Here is a 25,265-nt window from a genome sequence, read left to right as displayed (position 1 = left end):
TCAAAAACATGGGTACAAGTAGGAATACCAATGTTGAGATGGCAACTAAGATTGCAATTTTTGTTGTTTCATTCTGCATATAAAGGAATATAGCCAAAAGCTATATAAAATAAGGTTTAATACGATATAAATACAGTATCTTAAAGTAACATGACCTATAATCTTAACGGTAAACAATCCATCAAAGATGTTCGACATGGTGCTACCGAAGTAATAAAATAGAACGCCTGTTACCCACCAAAACTGGGGATGAGTTTTAATCTCGATAAAGTTTTCATCTTTTAACAGCAAATAATAATAATACAGGCAATAAAGTGTGAAAACGACTGACATTACAGTAATTGTAATCGTGTTTAAATCGGCAAAGGGATGGTTGATGAAAAAGCTAAAGTATATCGGGTACACAATACCCGCACCTATAATAAATATAGGTTTGGGATTGATATACTCTTTTAAGCAATGGTAAAGGCCATACAATATCGCACCGATTTCAAAAAATATGAAAATGTTAAAAAGCCATAAATTGTGTATGCCCCTTATTGCCAGATAAGCAGCGGCTTCTTCAGTAACAAGTGCAATGGTTAGATAGCAGGTAATTACTTTTCCAAAAGCATATTTATCTTTCCATATTATGGTGATGGCCGCTATTAAGCAGATAACCTCTGCTATAAATATGGGAGATAAGTACCTCATTGTTTATAAACTCGTTCCGTTACAAAAATCTGGACAGCCTTGGCCTCTGTTTCCAATATCGTCAAGATTATCCTGATGTTCGTCATCATTGCTTTCGCATGCAGTTGTAGGAACCAGTAATAAAGTATTTTTACCTGCATATCCATTTTTTACGCCTTCAGGTAAAACGTCGGTATATTGCGCAAAATAAAGTCTTAACCCATCATATTTTCCTTCGCTCATTAATTTTGCGATTTCCAGGATCTGTTCTGCCGGAAACCATACCGCTTTGGTGAAGGATTGTGGAAATTTTCTTGCTTCTACAGCATAGGCATTAACCATGGCCTGCGCAACCTTCTTATCGATAGGTTCCGAATTTAATTTTTGACTCATAAATTTATTGTTTGATTTTCTCTAAAAATCGATAATAATAAGGGTTCCGGCAAGAGGTATTTGCAATTAAAATACCGTAAAAATACCCTTTCATTTAAGGCGTTTTGCGCTAACGCCGAATTGCGACGTACCACTACTTTTGGTATACAATAACAGTTGAATAATTTGTGATTGTAAACGATGAATGCCGTGGGCCCTATTAAAACAAATATTTTGAACTTATTTTAAAATAAGTCTAATTTTTTAATAAAGCTTAATTATAGAAACGTTAAACCATTTAATTCTTTCAAAAATGATAAACAATATCCTGCTACGGGAAAATCACAGTTCGATCAGCGAAAGGGAAGTTGAAATTGTACACCTGTTATCGATGGGGTACAACAGTAAAGAAATTGGCGAAATGCTTTTTATCAGCGAGCATACCGTTAATACGCACCGAAGAAATATGGTAAGAAAGCTCGATCTTAAAAATTCTTATCAATTAATTGTTTGGGCCTTTAAAGAAAGAATATTATCCTTATAAGGGTTAAAATACGCATAACCTCTCATTCTAAACAGCAAAGCCTGCTATTTGATACTAAAGTCAAATCAGCAGGCTTTTGTTTATACATTATATTTTAGTTTAAGGTCTCGCGGGTTGTGGAGCAGGTAGTTCTTTTCTTGGGATCTGTGCCTCACGCTGCGAAGTATTGTAAACAAAAGAAGCGATGATGGTTGCCGCCTGTTTTAAATCATCCTCAACAAGCCTATCATAAGTATCCATATTGCTATGGTGGGTACGGGTATTGTAATCGGCAGGATCCTGAATAAACTGGAAACCTGGGATGCCTACAGCATCAAAGGCCTGGTGGTCGGTACCACCTGTGTTATTGATGGTGATGGTGGTTGCGCCAAGATCGTTAAAAGGTGTTAACCAACTTTGAAAAATAGGACCAGCCGCTGCATTGCCCTGTAAATAAACACCGCGGATTTTCCCTGTTCCATTATCGAGGTTGTAATAAGCTGATATTTTTTTTTGATCTGGTGTTAATACCATAGTTTTCGGGTCGCCAAAATGTTTTGCCACATAACCTCTTGATCCAAATAAACCTTGCTCTTCTGAGCTCCAAAGTGCAATACGAATGGTGCGTTTTGGTTTAAAATCTATTGCTTTTAAAATACGCATGGCTTCCATCATTACGGTAGAACCTGCTGCATTATCTGTAGCGCCCGTTGCCGCATGCCACGAATCGAAGTGTCCGCCAATCATTACCACTTCGTCTTTTAGTTTTTTATCCGTCCCAGGTATTTCGGCAATTACATTATATCCTTGTGGATCCTGGTCGTAAAAAGAGGTTTTGATGTCAGCCTCAACTTCTACAGGCTTGCCAGCACGTAAAAGACGCAGTATATGCAAGAAATCTTCTGCTGCAACTTCAAGTTCAGGCGATACGGGTTTTGCATCTAAAGCATACGAAGCGCCGTTACTGGTGAAAAATGTCCCTTGTCCGCCGCGGGCATAAGTTAAAATTAAACCTACTTTTTCTTCTACCAACATGGCATTCATTGCCGCACGGATTTCACGCATTTTCATCATCTGAGCCATTCTATCAGCAATTGGTCCGCCGGTTGGGCGCCGCCTTGGGCCTGCGGCCTGTGGTTTTGCCGCGGCCATCTGTGCCAGGGTAGTATCGGCATAGCGTAAAAAATCAGGCTTAATGCCACTTGTTAATGGGGTACCCTGATCCATCATAATGATTTTTCCGGCCAATTTGCCTTTATATTTTGCTAAATCGGAAACACTATCAGCCTTGATTAAAATGACCTCCGATTTGATCGGGCCATTTGTACCAGGTGTCCATGCTTTAGGAGAGGCAATAATGGCATGATAATAAGGGATTGTGGTGGCGGCATAGTATTTATCAATCTGCCAGCCTTTACCGAAAGTTCCCCAGGCTTCAAGGTGTACATTTTTTAATCCCCAATCGGTTAGTTGCTTCACAGCCCAATCCTGTGCTTTTTTTAATCCCGGAGAGTTTGATAAACGTGGACCGCTTACATCTGTTAAATTAAAAGCAATATCCATCGCCTTCGAATTTTCCAAACCTTCCTTTCTTATTTTTTGTACTACAGCTGCATCAGGAGAATCTTGTGCAAAAGCTGAAAAGCACAAGCCAAAGGCCAATGCTGTGATTGTAAATTTTTTGATCATTTTATGAATAATTTGGTGGTTGATTTTAGTCTAAAATACACTTTAAACCACTTTAAATTATTATCCAATGAGATTTTTACATGAGCACATTCTTAGGGCCTAAAATTTACAGATTGAAACTATTTTATACTCTTTTTGGTGACAATAAAATAGCCGATAATAAAAAGAATAACAGCATAGATCAAACTTATCCATATTTCCTGGGTAAAAACCGGGAAATCCAGCGGATCGCCTCCTTTTTTTATCCTGGTCAATTTTAAAGACAAAGCAGGTAATGAATAGGGGATCAGGTAAGCATATTTCCAACCCACATTTGCCGTAATGATGCCCATAATGGTGCCAACAAAGCCAATGCCCATTGGCTTAAGAAAATCGCTCCATAGCAAGCTTAATATAAACTGTAGCGATAAAATGCCTAAAGATGATAAGAATAATTTGGCGTAAGAGTTAACTAGAATATTTAAAGGATTGTATTGATTAAAATTAAACTTAGGCACCAATGCCTGTAACAAGTGACCAAAGGCGTAGGTAAGTGTAGCAAATAAGAATAAGCAGATAAATATTAACAACACAGCATACAGGTATTTTGCCGCATAAATTGAGAATTTATTTAAAGGCTGGGCAAATAACATTTTCCAGGTATCGTTTTTATGTTCGATATTATTGACCGAAAAGGCCATGAATATAACATAGAAGGGCATTATCAAAAATCCCATTACGCCGAGCGCTGCACCACTGTAATGTGCCCATAATATCATTGGAGGATAATGGTTGGCGATGATTTTCTCAGCGTCGGAATAAAAACCAAAGCTGATTAATCCGCAAATAATAACTGGTAATAATATGGCCGCCCAGAAAGCTAAGGTTTTTCTGGATTTATAAAATTCTGATATTAAAGAAATATAAAGAGCGTGCATGTTAGTTTGTTTTGGTAATATCAAGGAATAAATTTTCGAGGTCTTTTCGTTGCTGATAAAGACTGCTCACCGTAAAACCATTTTGGATAAGTAATGTATTTAATTCTCCACTTTTTTGTGAGGAAGTAAAGGGTATGGTAATTATCCTATCGGTTTTTGCCATAATTTCATAACCCGACTTTGTTAAAAGAGAACTTGCGCTTTCGATCTTGTCGACTTCAATTTCGAGAACAGGTTTGCTCAGTAAATGAAGTTCGTTAATAGTGCCCTGAAATAATAATTGACCTTTGTTTATAATGCCAACATGGGTTGCTGTTCTTTCTATTTCTGCCAATAAGTGGCTTGAAACCAATATTGTTTTTTGGTGTTTTGTGGCTAAATCGATCATAAGGTTCCGCACCTCAATAATGCCATTTGGATCTAAGCCATTTGTAGGCTCATCCAGCAGGAGTAATTCCGGGTCTGAAATTAGTGCCTGCGCAATGCCTAGCCGTTGTTTCATGCCTAATGAATATTTATTGGCTTTTTTGTTTGCTGCTTCTGCCAAACCTACCAGCGACAGCATTTCATCAGCTTTTGATTTTTTTATGCCTAACAGAATACAGCGGTTAACGAGGTTTTCTTTTCCTGTTAAATGCCCATAAATGGCTGGCTGTTCTACTAGAGCGCCTATGCGTTTAAGGGTAGCAATGCGATTACTGTTTATTTCTTTACCGAATATAAAAACCTGGTCGGACGGTGATTTGAGCAGGTTAAGCAAGATTTTTATGGTGGTTGTTTTTCCAGCTCCATTTGGGCCTAAGAAACCATAAATGCTGCCTTTTGGTACTTGTAATGAGAGATCTTTTACAATAGCCTGGTTGCCGAAGTTAAAGTTTAAACCTACTGTTTCGATAGCGTAATTACCCATTGTTTCTATTTGAAAATAGCAGTTGCCTGTTTCACAATAGAACCAGATGTTTTTGTAGGTTTTACAACTATTTCTGCATCATTCTGATTGGTGTTAACCGTAAGTGTTAAAATAATCATCATAAATACAGGTAATAATAAAAGTAAAAATGGTGATGTGTTTGATAACTTTTTCATGATCGATAGTTTTATTTGAGCGGTTGCGAAAATACCATCAGTAATTACTGTTTGATTTTTTAAGTTGATTGCTGATGATGTTTTCATTTTGTTTTCGTTTTGATGATTCAAAGAAACTCAAGAAAAACAACCTGCTAAAATCTATTATACCAAGTGTTCAAGATTCTAGATCAACAGACATTTTTGGCGTTTGTCGATAAAATTTGCCTATTGGGCCGTTGGTAGAAAAAAAATGCCCGTTGGTAGATTGTGTAAGTAAATCGATAAAACTTTATTTATTTTGGATGCATGAAAATAGCAGTACTAAAATATGCTGGTTAACTGCTTTTTATTGTTAAACAACTTGTAAATGAAAGAAGGTAAGGGAGCTTTAATATTGCACAGCATTTTCTGGGCAATAATATTGGTAGCAGCTGTTGTTATTGTAGTAACAACTGGTTCGCAAATAACGGTAAAACGAGAATTAATTTCATTTGGGCTATTTGGAATCCTGAATGTTTCCCTTTTCTATATAAACTACATTTTTTTAATCCCTGAACTTATTAAGAGAAGAAAAAAGTATTGGCTTTATGTTCTCGCTTTTTTTCTGATGATTGCAGTTGCAGCTTTAATTAAAACAGTTATTGCCGTTTTAAATCCAGCAGATATGATGATGGTAAGAGGCGAAAAAGCAGAATATAATGTAAATGAATATTTTGCAGGTAAGGCTTTTATTGGCGGCTTTTTCATGATTAGTAGCTGCATCATTAAATTTACAATTGACTGGTTTGGAAGTGAAAGGATCCAGCGGAATTTAGAAAGTGAACGCCGTGAAATGGAACTCCAGTTTTTAAAATCGCAGTTAAACCCTCATTTTCTTTTTAATTCGCTTAATAACATCTATTCACTGGCCTATCAGAAATCGGACAAAACAGCTGATGCCATTATGAAACTTTCGGAGATTATGCGCTACATGATTTACGAGAGTAATACGCCAACTGTTGCACTAAGCAAGGAAGTAGACTATTTAACCAGTTATATCGAATTACAAAAAATAAGGTTTAAAGATGGCGCCTATATAGAGCTTACTTTAAACGGCGAAATTGATAATCAGAAAATCGTTCCTTTAATGTTGATTTCATTTGTAGAAAATGCATTTAAGCATGGTGTAGTAACCGATCCGGCCGAACCTGTAAAAATTAATATCATTGCCAACCAGAAAATTTTGCATTTTAGTGTAGTCAATAAAAAGAACCAACAGAATAAAGATGCGCAGGGAGGCGTTGGTTTAACCAATGTAGAACGACGGTTACAATTGGTTTACCCTGATAGATATAAATTAAATGTTGTAAATTCGGCTACTCATTATACCTGTGAACTGATGATTGACATATAATCCGACAACCAAACATAAACCGGATAAAAATCATTAATTAAAATAATAACCAAAAATGAACTTAAACTGTATTGTTGTTGATGATGAGCCTTTAGCGCTTGATATTTTACAGGATTATATTTCGAAAGTGCCTTTTTTAACCATGGTTAAAAGATGCGAAAACCCTATTGAAGCCTTGCAGATTGTTCAGGGCGGAGGGATTGATCTTGTATTTCTAGATATCCAGATGCCTGAGCTAACCGGAATCCAGTTTTTAAAAATTGCCGGCAATAAATGTCACTACATATTAACTACCGCTTACCCACAGTATGCTTTAGAAAGTTACGACCTAAATGTTTCGGATTACCTGTTAAAGCCAATTGCATTCGACCGTTTTTATAAAGCGGTAGAAAAAGTACATAATCAGGTAAAACCGGTTGAAGCTCCTGCAAGTGTGGCTCAGCCCATCGTTACGCCTGCACCATTTTCTGGTTCGCCAAATCCTGTTCAGGATTATATTTTTGTAAAAACGGAACATAAGATCCAAAAAATCTATCTGCACAATATTTTATTCATCGAAGGTTTAAAAGATTACATCTCGATCTTTACGAAAGATGAGCGTGTAATTACGCTACAGAGTATGAAGAAGATGGAAGAAGCTTTACCTCAAGGTCAGTTTATCAGGGTGCACAAATCTTATATTGTGGCTGTTGATAAAATTGAAAGTATCGAGCGTAGCCGCATTACCATCAATCAGAAGATTATCCCTGTTGGCGATACCTACCGTGATGAATTTTTCAGGGTGATCGGAAATAAGAACATTTAGGGCGGCTGGTGGCTCACGTTTAGTACTTACCTGTTCAAACGATTAATCTTTTTTGCCATACCCCATTCAAGCTAGGAACACAAGGATCGCGGAATATCTCCTTGATTTGTTGTTTTGATGGTTAATTTAATGGATAAAAATCAATATTAACGATGTTTGCAGGGTTTTTTGGTTTTGGAAATGAATGTCAGTATTTCATCGGATATTGCAGCCCCGCTATTCGTTCCGGCCGATGAAGAATCGGCACCCACTTCTATCGGGTTTATAATTAAAGGCTTGTGGATAGAAGTAGTCTAAGGGCTTGGAGATAATAAAATGTAGAACTATAAAACAGCAGCCTGAGCCATTGGTTGACCTAAAACTTTCCTGATTTCGTTTTCTACTTCTAGCGTGATATCATTTGGCGTTTTTACCCCTGGTTCTATCGGTTTTAAAACCGTCCATTTTAGCGCATTGCCAGTAGTTAGTGGAAACATGCCAAAGCGAACAATTTTCCACGAATTTTCTATCGCCACCGGAACGACCAAAGCATTGGGTACTACTTTTAATATGGTAGCGATACCTCCAAATTGGAATGTTTTCAACTGACCGTCTTTCGCCCGGGTTCCCTCCGGGAAAATAACAGTGCTCCAATTGTTTTCTTTCATCCTACGACCAAGTTTGATGATTTCGGAAATGGCCTGTTTGTTATCTTTTCGGTTAATGTTTGCCCCACCGCCTAAACGCAGGTTAATGGATATGGATGGAATACCTTTGGTAAGCTCAATTTTAGAGATAAATTTTGCACTATGTTTCCTTAAAAACCAAATTAACGAAGGGATATCGTACATACTCTGGTGGTTTGCTGCAAAAATGATTGGTCTATCGGTTGGCAAATCATATTCGTTTTTAAAGCTGATCGAGTTGAATAGAAAGATCTGGCAATAGGTGAGAAAAAAATTAAGGATATCTACCGAAACCTTATGTGCTTTATAGCCAAAAAGCTTATAGCAAATCCATTGTATAGGATGGAAGATACAAAGTGTTAATCCAAAGAAGATATAAAAAATAGGGCTTAAAATATATCCAAAAAGCTTGCTCATCTGGTTGATTTAATAGGTGGCAAAGATAATAATAAATTATTCTGGTTTAATTACCGTGATTATAATTAGGCGTAAGGTAGATTGAATAAATCTTAAACTAGAATATATTTGCTGAGCGTCATTCCGACCGTAGCGGAGGAATTTTTAAAACTGATTTAATTATACGCACTGAAAGATTTCTGGACTACGCTGCACTGCGCTCGAAATGACGGAATCTTAATATATGATTCTACAATTCGCCATTCAACATCATCAGTTTGGCTTTTAAGATTGCAGCTACGCTTATCGAGTCGGTAATCTCTCCATTCAAAACCATTTGATAAGCCTCACCAAATGGCAATTTTTTTACCACGAGTTGTTCCGTTTCTTCAGGCATCGCAATACCTTGAATTAGATCCGTAGCAACATAGATTATGCTCAGTTCATCGCTCACAGAGTTAGACAGGTGCATTCTTTGGATCTCTTTCCAATTTCTGGCGCTCATGCCCGTTTCTTCTAATAACTCCCTTCTGGCGCTTTCTAACGATGCTTCGTGAAAAGGACCACCACCTTCGGGAATTTCCCAGCTGTAGGCATTAATCGCATATCGGTATTGGCCAACAAGCCAGGTATCATAATCTTCATCTAAGGGGAGGATTCCGATCGCGAGGTTTTTAAAATGAACGGTACCATAAATTCCTTTTCCGCCAGAGGGGTTAATCACCTGATGTTCGGTTAAGCGGATCCAGTTGTTATCGTACTTTACCTCGCTCTCTAGTGTTTTCCAGGGGTTGATCTCTTCCATGGTGCAAGATAACAACTTGTTATAGTTTTATAAGGAAGGAATTGTATTAAAGAAAATTTAGGGCAAAAAAGTGCTTAGATTTTTTCTAAGCACCCTTGGTTAAAATTAGAATGACCCCTCATCAGGACGGTTGTCCTGCTGATCGTCTTTTTTCTTTTTATTCGTACCGGCAAAAGTTGTTTTTCCAAATCGGTATGAGAAAGTTAAGTTGCCCATTGTTCCCTGCATCTGACGTTCAAAATCAACAATTGTAGCCTTATCTTCGGTTGTCATGCTCCATCTTCTGGTGTTAAATACATCTCTAACATTGAAACTTAAAGATGCTTTTTTGTTTGGGAAATCATATTTGGCCCCTCCATCAATTCCATACATTGCATTGCGTTTTCCCTGTGCCATCACTTCCGGTGCTCTGTAATCGCCGCGTACCTGTAGTGATACATTTTTTGCAACAATTAAATTTCCGGTTAGGTTGGCATTCCAGCTAAATCCACTGCTCGATGCAATATCAAATCTCGCATCTCCGGCAAACTTAGCTTGATATAAGTTTACGTTAGTGGTAAAGTTTAAAGCCTTAATAAGATCGAAACGGCCAATTAACTCTAAACCACTATTGATTTGATTCGTTAAATTTTGAGGCGTTGAAGTAATGATCCCATTAACTGGTGTACTTCTTACCCGTTGAATTACATCATTGGTTTGGCGGAAATACAAACTAGAAGTTAAGGTTACTTTTTTCCAGTATTTACTATGTCCCAATTCGAAAGAGTGTACATCCTCTGGCAATAAATTCGGGTTACCACCTCTATAGTTTAAAGGATCCGAAACATCCAAAAATGGATTGGTATCCCAAGGGCGAGGGCGGTTTACACGGCGTGTATAACTCAATTGAAGCTGGTTGTCGCCTTTAAATTTTTGCGTTAAGAAAACACTAGGATAAATCCTTTTGTAGTGGATATTTCCTTCTGCTGTAGTTAACACATTGTTTGTATAGCCTTCTAAATGCGTATCTAAACGCGCATCCTCTCCTCTTAATCCAATTTGGTAACCAAAATCTTTAATCTGGTTCTGATAATTGAAATAAAGTGCGTGCACCTGATCTTTACTATCGAAACCGTTAATTAACTTATTGTTACTGACATAAATATTCGTATTTGTAGGGATCGAATCTGCATATTGATCATTGTTTCCTAAGCGGATCTGGCTACGGTAACCAACTTCAATTTTACCGGCTTTACCAACAGGTAATGCATAATCAGTCTGGATGTTGTAATTGGTGTTATTGCCTGTGTTAAAAACACGCTGTAAACTTAACGTTTCATCAATCGGCACACCATTTCGGTTAGTCGTATTGGTGCTGTAAGTTTGGTCGTTGTTGTTTGTTCCATACGAATAACCAAAGTTGAAGGTTAACTCTTCTTTCGGTTTTTTAAACTTCTGTACGTAATCTAAATTCAGGTCATAACTTTTTCCATAACCGTCATTATTATTGGTTCTGTTGCTTAATAAAACAGGCGACTGGCTTGCACTTAATTGTCTAATATCGAGCAGCTCGTTCCGCTCATTTTCTCTTGAGTTAAAACCACCCGATAAGCTGATTACGCTTTTTGGCGCCAAATAATAATCTAAACCAGCTTTAGCATTGTGTCCTCTATCAGAAGAATTAGAAACGGTATTCTGATTTGCGAAGGCTGTTGAACTGGTTGGTGTTTTGTAGGTAATATCCTGGAAACCACCACCCAAACGGTTGCCATAGCGATAGCCATAGTTTCCATAAAGATTTACTTTGCTATTCTGAAAACTTAAATTAGTGTTAGCATTATAGTTATCGCGGTTACCTGCGGTTAGTGCAACTGAACCGTTAAAGCCAAGTTTCGTATTTTTCTTCAGTACGATGTTGATGATACCTGATTGGCCTTCTGCATCATATTTAGCCGATGGGTTGGTAATTACCTCAACGCTTTCGATAGAGCTGGCCGGAATAGACTGAAGAATCTGCGCTACATTACCGCCGGCAATTAAAGACGGTTTTCCATCAATTAACACTTTAACACCTGTAGAGCCACGTAAGCTCACATTGCCATCCATATCGGTAGAAACAGAAGGAACATTCTGCAATAAATCGCCTGCTGAACCGCCCTCGCTGATTACGCTCTGATCTACAGCGAAAATCTTTTTGTCGATCCCCATTTGCATGCCTTGTTTTTGGCCTGTTACGGTAATTTCGCTCAGCACATTGCCTTTAGCCGCATTCATTTTAATCTCGCCAAAGTTTAATGTACCCGTAGCAGCAGTAATTGCCACGTTATCTCTAACCATGGTTTGGTAGCCTACAAAGCTTATTTTAAAGGTGAAAGTGCCAGCAGGAATGTCTGCCATCACAAATGCACCATTTACATCTGTTTGGGCAATTTTTGCATTTTTGCTTGTTGCTTTATCAATTAAAACAGCGGTAGCAAAGGGAATGGTTTCTTGTGTTTTTGCATCTTTAAGTACTCCGGTAATTTTTGCTTTTCCACCTGTTTGGGCGAAAAGACTAAAAGATAAGCTTAAAAGTAAAAGGGTGATCTGTATTGTTCTCGATTGTAAAATTCTCATTAAAAAATAAAATTGCGTGTGTTTTTGTAAAGGGAGACAAAGTAACGGCAACTAAGTTTAATTAAGGAGGCGTAACTATTTTATTACAGCCATTTTATAGTAATATTTTTGTGGGTAATGCACAGTTGACAGCTAACAATTTGCGGTTTTCAGTTTTGCGGAAACAATAAAAGAATATTACAATTGAACAATCTGCAAAATGTTACTTTTGTTCATTATGAATAAGATATTAATTGTTGATGATTTACACCCTGCGTTTAAAGAGCAGGCTATTGCCATGGGCTACGAGGTTGATGATGAACCACAGATCACCCGTCAACAAACATTAGATAAAATTAAAGATTATACCGGTATTGCTGTCCGGACAAAATTTAGGATTGATGCCGAAATTTTTGCTGCTGCCCCAAATTTAAAATTTGTGGCCAGGGCAGGAGCAGGCCTGGATAATATCGATGATAAAATCGCTTTTGAAAGAAATATCGAACTGATTAATGCACCTGAAGGCAATTGTGATGCTGTTGGCGAACATGCTACAGGTCTGCTTTTATCTTTGATGAACAACTTCCGCAGGGCCGATATGGAGATTAGAAACGGGGTATGGGATAGGGAAGGTAACCGTGGTTACGAATTGAAAGGCAAAAAGGTGGGGATTATTGGTTATGGATTTATGGGGCAAAGTTTTGCGAAGAAGCTAGCTGGTTTCGAGGTCGATGTAATGGCCTATGATAAGTATAAAACCGGCTTTTCTGATGCTTTTGCACGGGAGGTAAGCATGGAAGAAATCGTGAAACACAGCGATGTGCTGAGTTTGCATATTCCCTTAACCGCCGAAACCAAACAGATGGTTGATGATGAGTATTTCTTTCATTTTAAAAAGCCCATTTTCTTTATTAATACCGCCAGGGGTGAAATTGTAAATACGCCAGCAGTGCTGAATGCGATTAAAAGCGGAAAGATTTTAGGTGCTGGATTGGATGTACTGCAAACAGAAAAATTCCCTGCATTGGGCGAACAGGTTTGGTATGATGAACTAAAAAATAACGAAAAAGTGATTTTAACGCCACATGTTGGTGGTTGGACATTCGATTCGTACCGTAAAATTTCGGAGGTTTTGGCTGAGAAGTTAAGCGGGCTTAGTTTTTAATTTAAAGGAGGCTGTATCATAAATATAGAATTGTCATCCTGTCCAAAAGACTCCTACGGAGAGCCTGTCGAAGGACCTGTTTAAATTCCTCGCTAAGCGTTTCGACAAGCTCAATGTGACAAGTTCGAATGATATCACAACTTATGGATGCAGGCTCCCGGGGCTAAAAAGTAATATTTTATGACGCATACAGCTATTCAATCTAAAGATTATATTAAAAATATCGATTTCGAATATGTTGAAACATACTCTTTTCAACAGCAGGCCTACTATTCGGATGCCACTAGAAATACTGTGGAAATATCTTGGTATGATAACCGCATAACTGATCTGAATGGTAACCTTGATAGCTCTTCGGAAAAGATTAGTTCCTTCCAGCGTAATAGTCAGGATATGATTAAATTAAATCACATTTTAGAAACCGAGGTTGCAAACTTACCTTCTTGGATGTGTCTACCTATTTACAGGGATGCAATCATATTTTATAGTAAGAATGGAGAAATTGTTTCTGCGCTTAATGTATGTTTCGAATGCTCATACATGGAGAATGATAAAGGGATTAATATTAATGCAGATGAGTCTACTTACGGCTTGCTAAAGTCCTTCTTAACCTCAAAAGGACATAAAATTAGATCATAATTTTTTCTGAACTATTTCTTGAGCTAAAGTTATTGCTTGAGGTTAGATATTTAAATTATTCTTAGTCAAAAGGGTTAAAAAGTAGATTAATCTTGATAATATTTTCTTAAATTGGCTATACAATCTAACCAATTTTATCATGCCGAAAGATCATTTATATTCAACTACAGTTACCTGGACGGGCAATAAAGGCTCGGGTACAATGGATTACCGTTCGTACGATCGCGATTATGTAATTTCAGTAAAAGGCAAAGCCGATATTTCCGGATCGTCTGATTCTGCTTTTTTGGGTGATAAATCTAAATATAACCCAGAAGATCTGTTGTTGGCCTCAATATCCAGCTGTCATATGCTCTGGTATTTACATTTATGCTCTAAAAACGAAATCGTGGTAATCGATTATAAGGACGAGGCTGTGGGCACTATGGAAGAATTGGCCGATGGAAGTGGCCGTTTTAGAGAGGTTACCCTTCATCCCCAGGTTTTAATAGCCGATAAGGCTCATTATGAGCTTGCAGCTTCGCTGCATCATGAGGCAAATAAAATGTGTTTTATTGCTAATTCATTAAATTTTCCGGTTAAACACGAGCCGGTTCTCAGTTATTAGTTAACAGTTTTCAGTTGGTAGTCATATCGGACTGCCAACTGAAAATTTCGAACTGTCAATTATTTAGCTGACCAAATATTATCCGCTGGAGTAGCATCTACGTAGATGCCATTATCTAAACCAATTGACTTTATTTTTTTAGCTGTATTAAGTGTTACATTCACCTCTTTTTGGTTTGCTCTCCAAACCGCTGGCGTTTTATGAATCGTTTCAGTTTTTCCGTCGGTATAAGTAACCACTATATCAAAAGGAATAACAAAGCCACCAATATTTTTAATGGTCACGGTCGATTTTCCTTTTGCAGGCGTTACTTTGGCAACGGCTAAATCAAGATAGTTGTTGGTGAAAAACCAATTCTGGAAAAACCAGTTTAAATTTTGTCCGGATCCTGCATTCATCGAGTTAAAATAATCCCATGGAATAGGGTGTTTGCCATTCCAGTTGCTCATATAGGTATGCAATGCTTTTTTAAATAGCTCATCACCCAGCATATCTTTTAAGGCCAGATAAGATAATGAAGCCTTTCCGTAGGAGTTATTCCCATAACCCGAACCTGAAACCTGATCGGACATGGAAATTACCGGCTGATCTTCTTCTGTCGATTTATCATTGATATATTTATTTACCCTGAAGTTTTTGTAAAACTTATCAGCAGCTTCTTTACCGTGTTCTGCAATGCCGATTAAATATTCAAACGTTGTGGCCCAGCCTTCGTCCATATAGGCATAACGGGTTTCGTTAATGCCCATGTAAAAGGGGAAGTAAGTATGTGCTACTTCATGGTCCTGAACCAATTGTGCAAAAACAGGATCGCCAAATTGAGAATCGTTAACCATCATCGGATATTCCATGTCAGCAAAACCTTGAAAAGCAATTGTTTTAACATAGGGATAGGGGATTCCAGGCCAATTGTTGGAGAACCAATCTAAAGCATTAAGGTTGTATTTAACCGAGTTGGTAAAATCTGTTCCGGTAGTTGGGTTGTAGGCAGCCTGGGCACTTGCACGGCGATTGGTTTTTTTATCTACAATTACGCTTGCGCCATCCCAAACATAATGGTTGCTCAAAGCAAAAGTAACATCCGTAATGTGCTTTACTGCAAATTTCCAGGTGTTCCAGTCTTTTTGCTGGGTTACTTTGCCATCTTTCATTTCCTGCTCGGTAGCGATGTGGATGAGCTCATCACCATTATATGACTTTTTTAAACGGGCAGAAATTTCAGGTTGTAATACCTCATCCGGATTTAAGAAATCGCCGGTTGCATAAACCACATAGTTTTTAGGTGCTTTGATCGAGAATTCGTAATCATTGAAGTCGTTGTAAAACTCGGCTCTATCCGTGTGAGGAATGCGGTCCCAGCCGTTATAATCATCATATACTGATATACGCGGATAACTGTAGGCCACAAAAAAAGAGTTTGGATCAATCTGTCCCTCGCGACCGCTTTCTTTTGATAATGGATAATCCCACTCTATTTTAACCGCAATTTTCGATTTTGGTAACAATGGTTTGTTTAGTTTTACATTGCCAACTGTTCCCCAGTCTTTGCTATCGACTTTATACGTTTCACCATCAACAGAAAAGGAGATGATGTTTAAACCCGTAGTTAGAAAATCTTCGCTAACTGCACCGCCTCTAGGGGAAGTTGGTTTGTGCAGGTTGTTTACAAAGCGAATTGCCAGGGTTTTTAAGGTATCAGAACTGTTGTTACTATATGAAATTTCTTCTTTACCGCTCACTATTTTGGTTTCGGCATCTACCTTAATATCCATGTTGTATTTACCATGGTTTTGCCAATAGTTAGGGCCAGGTTTTCCGTTCATAGCACGGGTGCCCTTAGCGTATGCTGCTTTAATATTTCTAGGCATATAAAGTTCTTGGGCGGAAACAGTATAACCACCCAAACAAATAAGTAGGGCAATAGATAATAACTTTTTCATTTATGAATAATTTTAGCTAAAAATAGAACTAATGATTGAATTTTGAATAAGTGTATAAATGAATGTTACCATTGTGGTGATTCTGGCATATAATTATAATAAGGAACGAATGTGTTTGTCTTTATTTTAAGGCGTAATTAATGCTTCAAATTGACCTTGCGCATCACAAAAGGTTAAAATATTGGTGACTTCTTAATTTTTTATTTGCTTTTGTAATTTCCACATTTTATCTTCGTTATAATTGAAGCAAGACTATGTAGCAAACCAACTATATAGTCTTGTTTGTTTTTTATAGCGTTTGAATAAAATTAATAGAGCAATGACAGAGGTAACATACTACACCCAAGAGGGGTTAGATAAATTAAAAGAGGAAGTTCATTATTTAACAACCACCGGTCGTCAGCTAATATCTAAAGCAATTGCAGAAGCAAGGGATAAAGGTGATTTATCGGAGAATGCAGAATACGATGCTGCTAAGGAAGCGCAAGGTTTGCATGAAGCAAAAATTTCAAAATTAAAGAATACGTTGGCAAACGCACGTTTAATTGATGAGTCTAAATTAGATTTATCGAAAGTACTTGCTTTATCGATTGTTAAAATAAAGAATGTTAAAAACGGTGCTACCATGACTTACCAGTTGGTAGCTGAAACAGAAGCAGATTTAAAAACAGGAAAAATTTCTGTTAAATCGCCAATTGCACAAGGTTTGTTAGGTAAATCGGTAGGCGAATTCGCCGAAATTGAGGTGCCCGCAGGTAAAATGCAGTTCGAAGTGCTAGAAATATCGAGATAAGGTAGAAGGCGGAGGGTTTAAGGCTTAAGGTCTGTTCTCCGCCATAAATCCCTAAACCTTACACCCTACACCTTTTAACCTTCCACCTTATGACTATCTTTTCAAAAATTGTTGCCGGCGAAATCAGTGCACATGTTGTTGCTGAAACCGTAGAATATTTAGCGTTTTTAGATGTTCAGCCTTTAACGGCAGGGCATGTTTTGGTTATTCCGAAAATTGAAACCGATTATATCTTCGATATGGATGAAGATCTGTACGTTGGTTTGTGGATGTTTGCCAAAATTGTAGCTAAAGGTGTGAAAATAGCTTTCCCATGCAAAAAAGTAGGCGTTTCGGTAATTGGACTTGAAGTTCCGCATGCTCATATTCATTTAATACCTATGAATAATGTAAGCGACATGAACTTTAGTAAAGAAAAATTAAAGCCAACCAGCGAAGAGTTGGCTGAGGCTGCCGAAAAAATTAAGCAGGCCTTACTAGAAGTATAAAAAAAGGCCGGCTGTGAAAACACCAGCCGACCATTCTACCCGCCTAACCCAAATATTTTTATGGTGCCGGAGCAACAGTTGCGTTTAACTGCAGCACTGGCCAAACTGAGCCAACTGCGGCATTTGCTGGCTTTATGGTAATACCATTGTTATCGCCTCTTTTTACATCTGATACCCAGTAGTACAAAGGCCATCCCTTATAGGTTAATTGTTTTTTGTTAATGGTGGCTACGGTAATTACGCCAACATCAGCTTTTGCAATAGCCGAGGGCACATTAAGCACTTCAGATTCATACACCGGCCAAATACCTTCTTGTGTAGCACCCTTTGTATAAGTATTTACGCCGTTTTTATCTGGCGCAAAAGCATACAAAGTACGGCCTTTGTTATCAGTTAGGTAAATGGTGTTGCCGGTGCCTACGGCATAAGTACTGGTATAATTGGTGTTGTTCCCAAACAATTGTGCATTGGCTAACATTAACGAATAATCAGGCTTGGCTACAAACCAAATACCACCTGAACCGTCACCTTTAATATCTCCGGCTTTAGTATCACTCGCAAAGTAATACAATGGATAACCTCGGTATGTACTTTGTTTACGGCCATCAGTACGGGTAATTTCGCCAACTTCGGCTTTGTTCAGTTTAAGATCCGTACTCGCATCAGCACTATAATATAATGGCCAAGCAATTTCGCAGCCACCTGTACAAGTAGATATTCCGGCAGCATCGTTAGCAAAAAAGTATAAAGTTTTACCATCTTTATCGGTTAGCACCGACCCGAATTTGGCATCAGTTGCCAATTGAATTCCCTTATTGTTATTGGGTGGCGTTGTAGGTTCGTCTGAACTGTTTTTCTTGCAGGCTGTAAATACCATTGCTATGCAAACGATAGCCAATAGATTTCTTTTTAAGTAGATTAGCATAAGATTTTTGTTTTTAGTTTTAACTTTAATCATTAATATGCTGCTATTACGCCGTCGGATTGTAAATGGTTGCTTATGGAAATGAGATTTTTAGCTAAAACGAACAAAATAAAATAATTATCAAAAAAATATTTTTTGAGGCAACCTTCTGTAATTTCTTAACGTAATGTATTTTGAAAGGAGAACCTGTGACCGCTAGCCGCGATAGTGAAGATATTATACAAAAGTATATTCAAGGGTGCGTTAGAAATGAAAGGGATAGTCAAAAAGCACTATACAAACATTTCTATAGCTTTGCTATGGGGATTTGTTTGCGTTATGCAAACGATCGGCTAGATGCTGCAGGAATACTGAACGACGGCTTTTTTAAAGCCTTTAAAAATATAACCAAATATGAAACTTCGAAGGCCTTTTTGCCTTGGCTCGGTCGGATAATAACCAATACCGCCATTGATTATTATCGTGCCAATTTAAAATTTGCCGATCATGTAGATATTCAGGATCACGAAAATATTGCACACACAAACTCTGTGTACGATAAATTGGCCTATCATGATTTGTTAGCATTGGTTCAAAACCTAAGTCCGGCCTATCGAACGGTTTTTAACCTTTTTGCTATTGATGGCTATAGCCATGAGGAAATTGCTGAAATGCTGGGAATATCGATAGGAACATCAAAGTCTAACCTGTTTAAGGCACGACAGAAATTACAGGAAATGCTAAAAGCTACAGATGCGAAAACTTACCAGGTAAGGAGTTCGGAGGTAGATAGAAACCTTTTACAGGTGAGGTTAAATACAAACATGCAATGAGAGAGGGAAAAGATATAGATAAATTATTTAAGGATGGATTGGAAAATCCCGATCTTCCTTTTAATGATTTAGATTGGGATAATCTGGAGGAGAGATTGCATCCAACACCTAAAAGGAGGGTTGTGCCTATAATTTGGCTTACTGCAGCAGCTGCAGTAGCCGCAATGTTATTGGTTGTGTTTTTATTGGTTAAACCTGATGGTGATCAATCAAAAAACAATTCACTGGTGAAAACAGATTCAAATACGCACAAAAAAGAGAACAACAAACCTTTAGATAATAAAGCAGATTTAATCGAAAAGCCGACAGACCACAATACTTCGACCGAGAATAGTGAAAAAAGTTTACTGGTTGAGAATAACGAGAATAGTAAAGCCACAAATGATTATAAAGCGGCTAAAACAAACTCATTTAATGAAGATTTCCCTAAAGTTTTAGAGGGCGATTATATTAATCACAACCTTTTAACTAATGTACTGTCTAATCCACAAATAAGTGCTAAACCTAAACTTGTAGCGTTTGAACAACCAGATTATGTTGCTACACTTGCCTCAAGAAAAACAGAGAAAATTCAGCCTCCGGTTTTTAAGAAAAAATCGAGGTTTGTTTTAAGTATTCTGGCTGCGCCTGATTTAACCAGTGTGCAGAATTCAGGTAAAAGTAGCTTAAGTGGCGGGTTTGGGGTAGAAGCTACACTTTTCTTAACCAAGAAACTTAGTGTTACTACCGGGGCAGCTTACGCTAAAAAAATCTACGACTCAGATTTTAACCAATACAATCCCAACAGCAGTTACATTTTTAAGGTAAATCCAGCAAATATTCATGCCAATTGCGATGTAATCGATATTCCGATCAACGTGAACTATAAGGTTTTTGATGGACGTAGAAATTCGATTTCAGTAAGTACAGGCTTATCTAGTTATTTAATGTTGAAAGAGAAATACAGCTATTCTTATAATGGAGCTTATCAGGGCCCTCAAAGTTTCGAAGTTAAGGGGCAAAACCAACATTATTTAGGTATTGCCAATGTTGGCGTGGAGTTTCAGCACAAAATAAATAATAATTTAAGCATTAGCGCTAAGCCATTTATGAAAATTCCGTTAACGGATATTGGTTATGGAAATTCTAAACTATCATCAACAGGTGTAGCCGTTTCAGTAAATATGAATTTATTTGGCAGGAAGAATTAATCGAGTTTTAACCAAATATTAAAATAATACGTCTTGAATTTCCGGCGTTTTATCGAAAACACTTTTTGCAAATGGACAAAGCGGGAGAATTTTCATCTTGTTTTCTCTGGCATAATTTACGGCGGCAAACACTAATTTTTTTCCTACACCTTTGCCAGCAAAATCTTGATTTACTTCAGTATGGTCAATAATGAATTTTCCTGGGCCGGCCCAAACATATGCCATAACGCCTGCCTGTAAGCCATTCTCTAAGGCTTCGAACTGCCCTTTCTTTTCGTTGTTAATCTGTTGTATTTCCATTAGGGTTTATTTCTTAATGTGTGGATTTTGATCGGGCAAAGGCACAAACCCTGTTTCACCAGGAACGGGTTTAAAGCTTTGTTCCAGCCATTTAGTTTTGGCTTTTTCAATCAGTTCCCTATCAGATGCAACAAAGTTCCAGTAAATGAAACGCTCTTCAGGAAAGGGTTCCCCTCCAAAAATATAAACCGTGGTGTTTTCGTGCATGGTAAATTCGCACAGTTTGGCATCGTTGGCGATTAAAATTAAGCGTGGCTCAAAAATATTTCCGTCACTTTCAATTGCACCCTCTAAAATATAAAGTGCACTTTCTCCAAACAGGTAATCGCCAATGTTTAGCTTTTGCTGTTTAGTACTTTTTAACTCTAGAAAATACAAGGGACTATACACCGGAACCGGAGATTTATAACCAAAAGCTTCTCCTGCGATTAATTTAAAACTTACACCATCTTCTGTCCAGCTTGGAATGTCTGCCCCTTCTACATGGCAAAACTCAGGTTCCATTTGTTCCAAATCTTTAGGCAAGGCCACCCAGATTTGTAAGCCATGGAGCATTTTATCGGTATGGCGAAGATATTCGGGGGTTCTTTCCGAATGTACAATGCCGCTGCCCGAAGTCATCCAGTTTACCTGTCCGGGTTTAATTACAATATCCGAACCCAAACTGTCTTTATGTGTAATTTCACCTTCAAATAAAAAAGTTAAGGTAGATAAACCAATATGTGGATGAGGTGGAACGTCGAGATTTTCGTGATCGCTCATAGCGGCGGGGCCCATGTGGTCGATAAAAGAAAAAGGGCCAACCATACGTTTCTCTCTGAAAGGCAGCAACCTGCCAACCATAAAATTGCCAATATTTGCTGGTCTTTCTTCGATAATGAGTTTAATGTTCGACATGGTACAATCAATTTTTGATGAGGTGAATTTAAGGAAAAAGGGTGGGATTTAGATTGAAATTCTATTCTTCACGTCATTTCGAGCGAAGTGCAACGGAGTCGAGAAATCTGTCTCAATAGATCTCTTTACTTCGCTTCATCCGATAGCTATCGGATCGAGATGACGATGCCTCCTTATCAAGAAAAGGCCCTGGTTAGGTTTTTTGGAAAGCAATAACAGAAGCTTTTAGGTTGTTGTAGTCCCGCTCCCGATGAAACCTGTGAAACAAGCAAGCACACCATAAAACAACAAAAATAAGTGCTTAAATCGGGATCATCTCGCTTTGATCGGGTTTAGGCGGCTAGGGCATTGCTACTGTCGGAGGTAAAATAAACCCGATCGACAGCGTTATCCCGACTTTTTCAGTCGGATTAAGCAAAGGGCGGGGCTGGTGCAACCGAAGTAATACGGGTACCGCTTTTCAAATTATCAAGAAAATTTCCGTGCCCTTTGTGCTTCCGTGGCAGAAAAATTATTTCTAAACTCATTATGTTAACAGCTGACGGTGCGGGTAGATCTCTCCATTTCACTGCGTTTCATCCGATAGCTATCGGATTGAGGTGACGATGCCTCCTTATCAAAAAAGCATCCCTTTCGAGATGCCTTTCTAAACTTAAAAAGAAAAAATATGGTTTTTATACCAATTCCATTAAGGCTTCTTTGCTAAAACCTTTCAATTCTTCTGTACGGTTGTTTTTAATTTTTTCTACCCAGTTCGGATCTGCTAAAAGCGGACGGCCAACTGCTACTAAATCGAAGTCGCCGCGGTCCATTCTGCGTACCAGTTCGTCTAGCGAGCTAGGCTGTGAACTTTGACCTGCGAAAGCACCAAAGAAATCGCCGTCCAAACCAACTGAGCCTACTGAGATTGTAGCTTTTCCGGTTACTTTTTTAGCCCAACCTGCAAAATTTAAGTCAGAACCTTCAAATTCAGGCTCCCAGAATCGACGTTGCGAACAATGAAAAATATCAATTCCGGCTTCGGCCAATGGCGTTAACCACTGTTCCATTTCCTGCTCATTTTGGGCCAGTTTAAAATCGTAGGCAGCAGGTTTAAATTGTGATAAGCGGATAATCAATGCAAAATCTTCGCCAACTCTTTTACGCACTTCTTTAATTACTTCAACACCAAAGCGGGTACGTTCAGCTAAGGTTTTACCGCCATAGATATCGGTACGGTTATTTGTACCGTCCCAAAAAAACTGATCGATCAAATATTGGTGTGCACCATGTATTTCAACGGTATCGAAACCCAGCGCTTTTGCATCTGCGGCAGCTTGACCAAAAGCAGCAATGGTATCTGCAATGGCTGCATCAGTCATCGGTACGCCGTTTTCGAAACCTGGTTTGTTTAAGCTTGATGGACCTTCGAAAGGTGCGCTTGGTAACCAGCCCGAAGTGTGGTTATCCATAATGCCCTGGTGCCAGATCTGTGGTCCCATTTTACCCCCGGCCTGGTGCACACTTTTAATTACGTTCTCCCAGCCTGCTAAAGCTTCGGCACCGTAAAAATGTGGAATGTTAGGATCGGCCGAAGAAGACGGACGGTTAATTACGGTTCCTTCTGATAAAATTAAACCCACTTCACCAGCTGCTCTTTTTGCGTAATAGCTGGCAACATCGGCTGTTGGCACGCCACCTGGAGAAAATGACCGCGTCATTGGGGCCATTACTATTCTGTTTTTGATATTTAATGTTTTAAGGCTAAAGGGCCTAAATAAACTATCTGTGTTCATATGTTTCTAAATTATAATTCGGTATTGATGATTTCGCTTAATTTTTCTAAGCCTTCTTTATTGCGTTTGTAATAAGTCCATTGGCCTAAGCGCGTTGAACTGATTAAATCGGCACGCTGTAAAATAGAGAGGTATTCGGAGATGGTACTTTGTGATAAACCACTTTTAAGCTGAATCTGCCCAACGCAAACGCCAACATTTTCAAAATCGGCATTGGGCTGTTCCGGAAAATGTAGCTCAGGCGCTTTTAACCAGCCTAAAATCTGTAAACGTGTTTTGTTCGAAAGAGCTTTGAATATTTCTACCTGATCCATGGCACAAATGTATATCGACTTTTCCCGATATGCCAATTAAAAAAACAAAGTTTACAATTGTGTGTAAAACTGGGAGATGGGTAAAAAATGAATTAAGGTACAAGCTGAAAGAGTCTTTGTTACATATTACATAGTTGCGTCATCTCGACTGGAGTGCAATCCCGAACTTTCGGGAGAGAGATCTTTGAAGCAAATTATTTAAATAAAATTTAAAAGATTTCTCCTCCGAAGGAGTTCCTTTGGAACACTGCGGTTGAAATGAAGATCTGGTGAGAATTTCGAAGTTGTTATTTGTGAACGACTAATTCTAAGATTCTTCGCTTTGCTCAGAATGACAAAGATATATTCAAGGGAAAAAACGACCAAAAAAGAACGGGGATAAATCATACCGACCTATCCCCGTCATCTAAATTAACGCTCTCATATATATAAACAACCAAAAAGGTGATTTATTATATTTGATGTAAAATATTTTTTTATTTTTTTGCTGAAGGCTTTTTTACTGCTGCTTTTGCTTTCTTTTCAGCTACTGGAGTCTCTTCAATCGCTTCCACCTTTTTCTTTGCAGGTGCTTTGGTTTTTTTAACTTCTACGGGAGTTTCTTCAATTGCTTCAGCTTTCTTTTTAGCAGGTGCTTTTGCTTTTTTAACCTCGGCATGCACTTCTTCAGCTACAACTTCTTTCTTCTTAGCCGGAGCCTTCGCTTTTTTAACTTCGGTAACCGGTGCTTCAACAACAGGCTCTTCTTTAAGCGCTACTGCTTTCGGAGCATGGTCTTGTTGTAGATAGTTTGCCAGGATCTGTCGTAAATATACCTCTGGTTTAGGCATATTTATGATGGTTCCGGGTTCTTTATCCTGAGATTGTTTAATGTAAGCCGATTTAATTTTGCCCCAATCTTTAGAGTAAAGTCTGATAAACATCTCTACAAATTGTTCGTCTGTATATTTTTTAGGCAACCTACCCAGCACTGCCTGAATTTTTTCTTCTTTTTTATGTAATACCGCCATCGATTTTATTTTGTACAAAGATAGCCGAATTTTATCATTATCAGTTTTTTGCTTTTTTTGGCAAATGGATGACCTGGCAGATCAAATTTGGCGGTCTAAATTGGGGTCGCCATTGCTGCTTCAACCGATTCACTTCTTCTGTTTTTAACCAGGCGTTCGCGATGTTTTAATCCCCAATCCCTTAATTCATCAATTACTCTTTCAAGCGATTCACTATAAGGGGTAAGCTCGTAAGTTACGGTAACCGGAGTGGTAGAAAATACCCTCCTGACTACAAATTCATTTAATTCTAAATCTTTAAGTTCTTTCGATAATATTTTGGGCGTAATTTCTCCAAGTGATTTTTGGATCTCATTAAAACGCAGTGGTCCTTCTTGCAAAGAAATAATCAGCGGAAGTTTCCACTTACCATTTAACACATAGAGCGCATCCTTTACCGCATTTAAACTTGCTGTACAGGTTTCTAGATTACGGTGTTCTTTTCTTGGTCCCATAATACAAAGGTATAAGCTTTCATAAAGGATACCACTA

27 protein-coding genes are annotated in these 25,265 nt (G+C 38.2%); 10 read left to right on the top strand and 17 right to left on the bottom strand.

Annotated features, from left to right (window positions below; all coding sequences use genetic code 11):
• Nucleotides 1–45: 45 nt before the first annotated feature.
• Nucleotides 46–693 carry a hypothetical protein gene (locus tag ASU31_RS06210; protein ID WP_057931493.1) on the bottom strand — a complete coding sequence of 216 codons (648 nt, stop codon included), beginning with the start codon at nucleotides 691–693 and terminating at the stop codon, nucleotides 46–48.
• Nucleotides 694–696: 3 nt separating this feature from the next.
• Entirely contained in the window at nucleotides 697–1,065 is a 369-nt protein-coding gene (locus ASU31_RS06205; RefSeq protein ID WP_057931492.1) for a hypothetical protein, read from the bottom strand.
• A gap of 292 nt (nucleotides 1,066–1,357) precedes the next feature.
• On the opposite strand from ASU31_RS06205, the gene ASU31_RS06200 reads away from it, so the two are divergent.
• Entirely contained in the window at nucleotides 1,358–1,588 is a 231-nt protein-coding gene (locus tag ASU31_RS06200) for a response regulator transcription factor (protein WP_057931491.1), read from the top strand.
• A 99-nt stretch (nucleotides 1,589–1,687) separates the two neighbouring features.
• On the opposite strand, the gene ASU31_RS06195 is transcribed toward ASU31_RS06200, so the two are convergent.
• The 4 genes from ASU31_RS06195 to ASU31_RS06180 all read right to left on the bottom strand — a co-directional run bounded on the left by ASU31_RS06195 (nucleotide 1,688) and on the right by ASU31_RS06180 (nucleotide 5,346).
• Entirely contained in the window at nucleotides 1,688–3,256 is a 1,569-nt protein-coding gene (locus ASU31_RS06195) for a M28 family metallopeptidase (RefSeq protein ID WP_057931490.1), read from the bottom strand.
• Nucleotides 3,257–3,375: 119 nt separating this feature from the next.
• Nucleotides 3,376–4,173, bottom strand: a complete 798-nt coding sequence (locus ASU31_RS06190) for an ABC transporter permease (protein WP_057931489.1) — start codon at nucleotides 4,171–4,173, stop codon at nucleotides 3,376–3,378.
• Between the two features lies 1 nt (nucleotide 4,174).
• Complete coding sequence (locus tag ASU31_RS06185; RefSeq protein WP_057931488.1) at nucleotides 4,175–5,083, bottom strand: ABC transporter ATP-binding protein; 909 nt, start codon at nucleotides 5,081–5,083, stop codon at nucleotides 4,175–4,177.
• A 5-nt stretch (nucleotides 5,084–5,088) separates the two neighbouring features.
• Entirely contained in the window at nucleotides 5,089–5,346 is a 258-nt protein-coding gene (locus tag ASU31_RS06180; protein ID WP_057931487.1) for a hypothetical protein, read from the bottom strand.
• Between the two features lie 262 nt (nucleotides 5,347–5,608).
• On the opposite strand from ASU31_RS06180, the gene ASU31_RS06175 reads away from it, so the two are divergent.
• Entirely contained in the window at nucleotides 5,609–6,634 is a 1,026-nt protein-coding gene (locus ASU31_RS06175) for a sensor histidine kinase (protein ID WP_057931486.1), read from the top strand.
• 55 nt (nucleotides 6,635–6,689) lie between these two features.
• A complete protein-coding gene (locus ASU31_RS06170) occupies nucleotides 6,690–7,439 on the top strand; it encodes a LytR/AlgR family response regulator transcription factor (RefSeq protein ID WP_057931485.1) in 750 nt (249 codons plus the stop codon).
• A gap of 323 nt (nucleotides 7,440–7,762) precedes the next feature.
• Here the strand turns inward: ASU31_RS06170 and ASU31_RS06165 are convergent, their stop codons facing one another.
• The 3 genes from ASU31_RS06165 to ASU31_RS06155 form a co-directional block, all read right to left on the bottom strand.
• On the bottom strand, nucleotides 7,763–8,521 hold the full coding sequence (locus ASU31_RS06165) for a lysophospholipid acyltransferase family protein (protein ID WP_057931484.1): 759 nt from the start codon (nucleotides 8,519–8,521) through the stop codon (nucleotides 7,763–7,765).
• Between the two features lie 229 nt (nucleotides 8,522–8,750).
• Nucleotides 8,751–9,305: an NUDIX domain-containing protein gene (locus ASU31_RS06160; RefSeq protein ID WP_057931483.1), complete on the bottom strand. Its 555-nt coding sequence runs from the start codon at nucleotides 9,303–9,305 to the stop codon at nucleotides 8,751–8,753.
• A gap of 105 nt (nucleotides 9,306–9,410) precedes the next feature.
• Entirely contained in the window at nucleotides 9,411–11,900 is a 2,490-nt protein-coding gene (locus ASU31_RS06155) for a TonB-dependent receptor (protein ID WP_057931482.1), read from the bottom strand.
• Nucleotides 11,901–12,117: 217 nt separating this feature from the next.
• Between ASU31_RS06155 and ASU31_RS06150 the strand changes: the two genes are divergently transcribed.
• The 3 genes from ASU31_RS06150 (at nucleotide 12,118) to ASU31_RS06140 (ending at nucleotide 14,290) form a co-directional block, all read left to right on the top strand.
• Entirely contained in the window at nucleotides 12,118–13,044 is a 927-nt protein-coding gene (locus tag ASU31_RS06150) for an NAD(P)-dependent oxidoreductase (protein WP_057931481.1), read from the top strand.
• 180 nt (nucleotides 13,045–13,224) lie between these two features.
• Complete coding sequence (locus tag ASU31_RS06145) at nucleotides 13,225–13,683, top strand: hypothetical protein (RefSeq protein ID WP_057931480.1); 459 nt, start codon at nucleotides 13,225–13,227, stop codon at nucleotides 13,681–13,683.
• 139 nt (nucleotides 13,684–13,822) lie between these two features.
• On the top strand, nucleotides 13,823–14,290 hold the full coding sequence (locus tag ASU31_RS06140) for an OsmC family protein (protein WP_057931479.1): 468 nt from the start codon (nucleotides 13,823–13,825) through the stop codon (nucleotides 14,288–14,290).
• A gap of 59 nt (nucleotides 14,291–14,349) precedes the next feature.
• Here ASU31_RS06140 and ASU31_RS06135 read toward each other — a convergent pair whose 3' ends face one another.
• Nucleotides 14,350–16,230 (bottom strand): M1 family metallopeptidase, encoded by a 1,881-nt coding sequence (locus tag ASU31_RS06135; RefSeq protein ID WP_057931478.1) that lies wholly within the window; start codon nucleotides 16,228–16,230, stop codon nucleotides 14,350–14,352.
• Nucleotides 16,231–16,549: 319 nt separating this feature from the next.
• Here ASU31_RS06135 and greA point away from each other — a divergent pair, with 319 nt between their 5' ends.
• Entirely contained in the window at nucleotides 16,550–17,023 is a 474-nt protein-coding gene (gene greA / locus ASU31_RS06130) for a transcription elongation factor GreA (protein WP_029276724.1), read from the top strand.
• Between the two features lie 89 nt (nucleotides 17,024–17,112).
• Nucleotides 17,113–17,511 carry an HIT family protein gene (locus ASU31_RS06125; protein ID WP_057931477.1) on the top strand — a complete coding sequence of 133 codons (399 nt, stop codon included), beginning with the start codon at nucleotides 17,113–17,115 and terminating at the stop codon, nucleotides 17,509–17,511.
• A gap of 58 nt (nucleotides 17,512–17,569) precedes the next feature.
• On the opposite strand, the gene ASU31_RS06120 is transcribed toward ASU31_RS06125, so the two are convergent.
• Complete coding sequence (locus tag ASU31_RS06120) at nucleotides 17,570–18,436, bottom strand: hypothetical protein (RefSeq protein ID WP_083505295.1); 867 nt, start codon at nucleotides 18,434–18,436, stop codon at nucleotides 17,570–17,572.
• Between the two features lie 173 nt (nucleotides 18,437–18,609).
• Here ASU31_RS06120 and ASU31_RS06115 point away from each other — a divergent pair, with 173 nt between their 5' ends.
• Both ASU31_RS06115 and ASU31_RS06110 read left to right on the top strand, forming a co-directional pair.
• Nucleotides 18,610–19,248: an RNA polymerase sigma factor gene (locus tag ASU31_RS06115; protein WP_245224491.1), complete on the top strand. Its 639-nt coding sequence runs from the start codon at nucleotides 18,610–18,612 to the stop codon at nucleotides 19,246–19,248.
• Entirely contained in the window at nucleotides 19,245–20,438 is a 1,194-nt protein-coding gene (locus ASU31_RS06110) for a porin family protein (RefSeq protein WP_057931475.1), read from the top strand. Before ASU31_RS06115 ends, ASU31_RS06110 begins: the two co-directional genes overlap by 4 nt.
• An 18-nt stretch (nucleotides 20,439–20,456) precedes the next feature.
• On the opposite strand, the gene ASU31_RS06105 is transcribed toward ASU31_RS06110, so the two are convergent.
• The 6 genes from ASU31_RS06105 to ASU31_RS06080 form a co-directional block, all read right to left on the bottom strand.
• Complete coding sequence (locus ASU31_RS06105; protein ID WP_057931474.1) at nucleotides 20,457–20,738, bottom strand: GNAT family N-acetyltransferase; 282 nt, start codon at nucleotides 20,736–20,738, stop codon at nucleotides 20,457–20,459.
• Between the two features lie 6 nt (nucleotides 20,739–20,744).
• Complete coding sequence (locus tag ASU31_RS06100; protein ID WP_057931473.1) at nucleotides 20,745–21,635, bottom strand: pirin family protein; 891 nt, start codon at nucleotides 21,633–21,635, stop codon at nucleotides 20,745–20,747.
• Nucleotides 21,636–22,309: 674 nt separating this feature from the next.
• On the bottom strand, nucleotides 22,310–23,410 hold the full coding sequence (locus tag ASU31_RS06095; RefSeq protein ID WP_057931472.1) for an NADH:flavin oxidoreductase: 1,101 nt from the start codon (nucleotides 23,408–23,410) through the stop codon (nucleotides 22,310–22,312).
• A gap of 11 nt (nucleotides 23,411–23,421) precedes the next feature.
• Nucleotides 23,422–23,724 (bottom strand): ArsR/SmtB family transcription factor, encoded by a 303-nt coding sequence (locus ASU31_RS06090; protein ID WP_029276735.1) that lies wholly within the window; start codon nucleotides 23,722–23,724, stop codon nucleotides 23,422–23,424.
• A gap of 476 nt (nucleotides 23,725–24,200) precedes the next feature.
• The gene (locus ASU31_RS27830) at nucleotides 24,201–24,752 is read right to left on the bottom strand and encodes a hypothetical protein (RefSeq protein ID WP_209434960.1); all 552 of its coding nucleotides are present in this window, start codon (nucleotides 24,750–24,752) and stop codon (nucleotides 24,201–24,203) included.
• A 77-nt stretch (nucleotides 24,753–24,829) separates the two neighbouring features.
• The gene (locus ASU31_RS06080) at nucleotides 24,830–25,228 is read right to left on the bottom strand and encodes a winged helix-turn-helix transcriptional regulator (RefSeq protein ID WP_057931471.1); all 399 of its coding nucleotides are present in this window, start codon (nucleotides 25,226–25,228) and stop codon (nucleotides 24,830–24,832) included.
• Nucleotides 25,229–25,265: the final 37 nt, after the last annotated feature.

The organism is Pedobacter ginsenosidimutans, from assembly GCF_001442625.1.
GTDB lineage: Bacteria > Bacteroidota > Bacteroidia > Sphingobacteriales > Sphingobacteriaceae > Pedobacter > Pedobacter ginsenosidimutans.
This window is presented reverse-complemented; position numbering and strand designations above follow the sequence as displayed.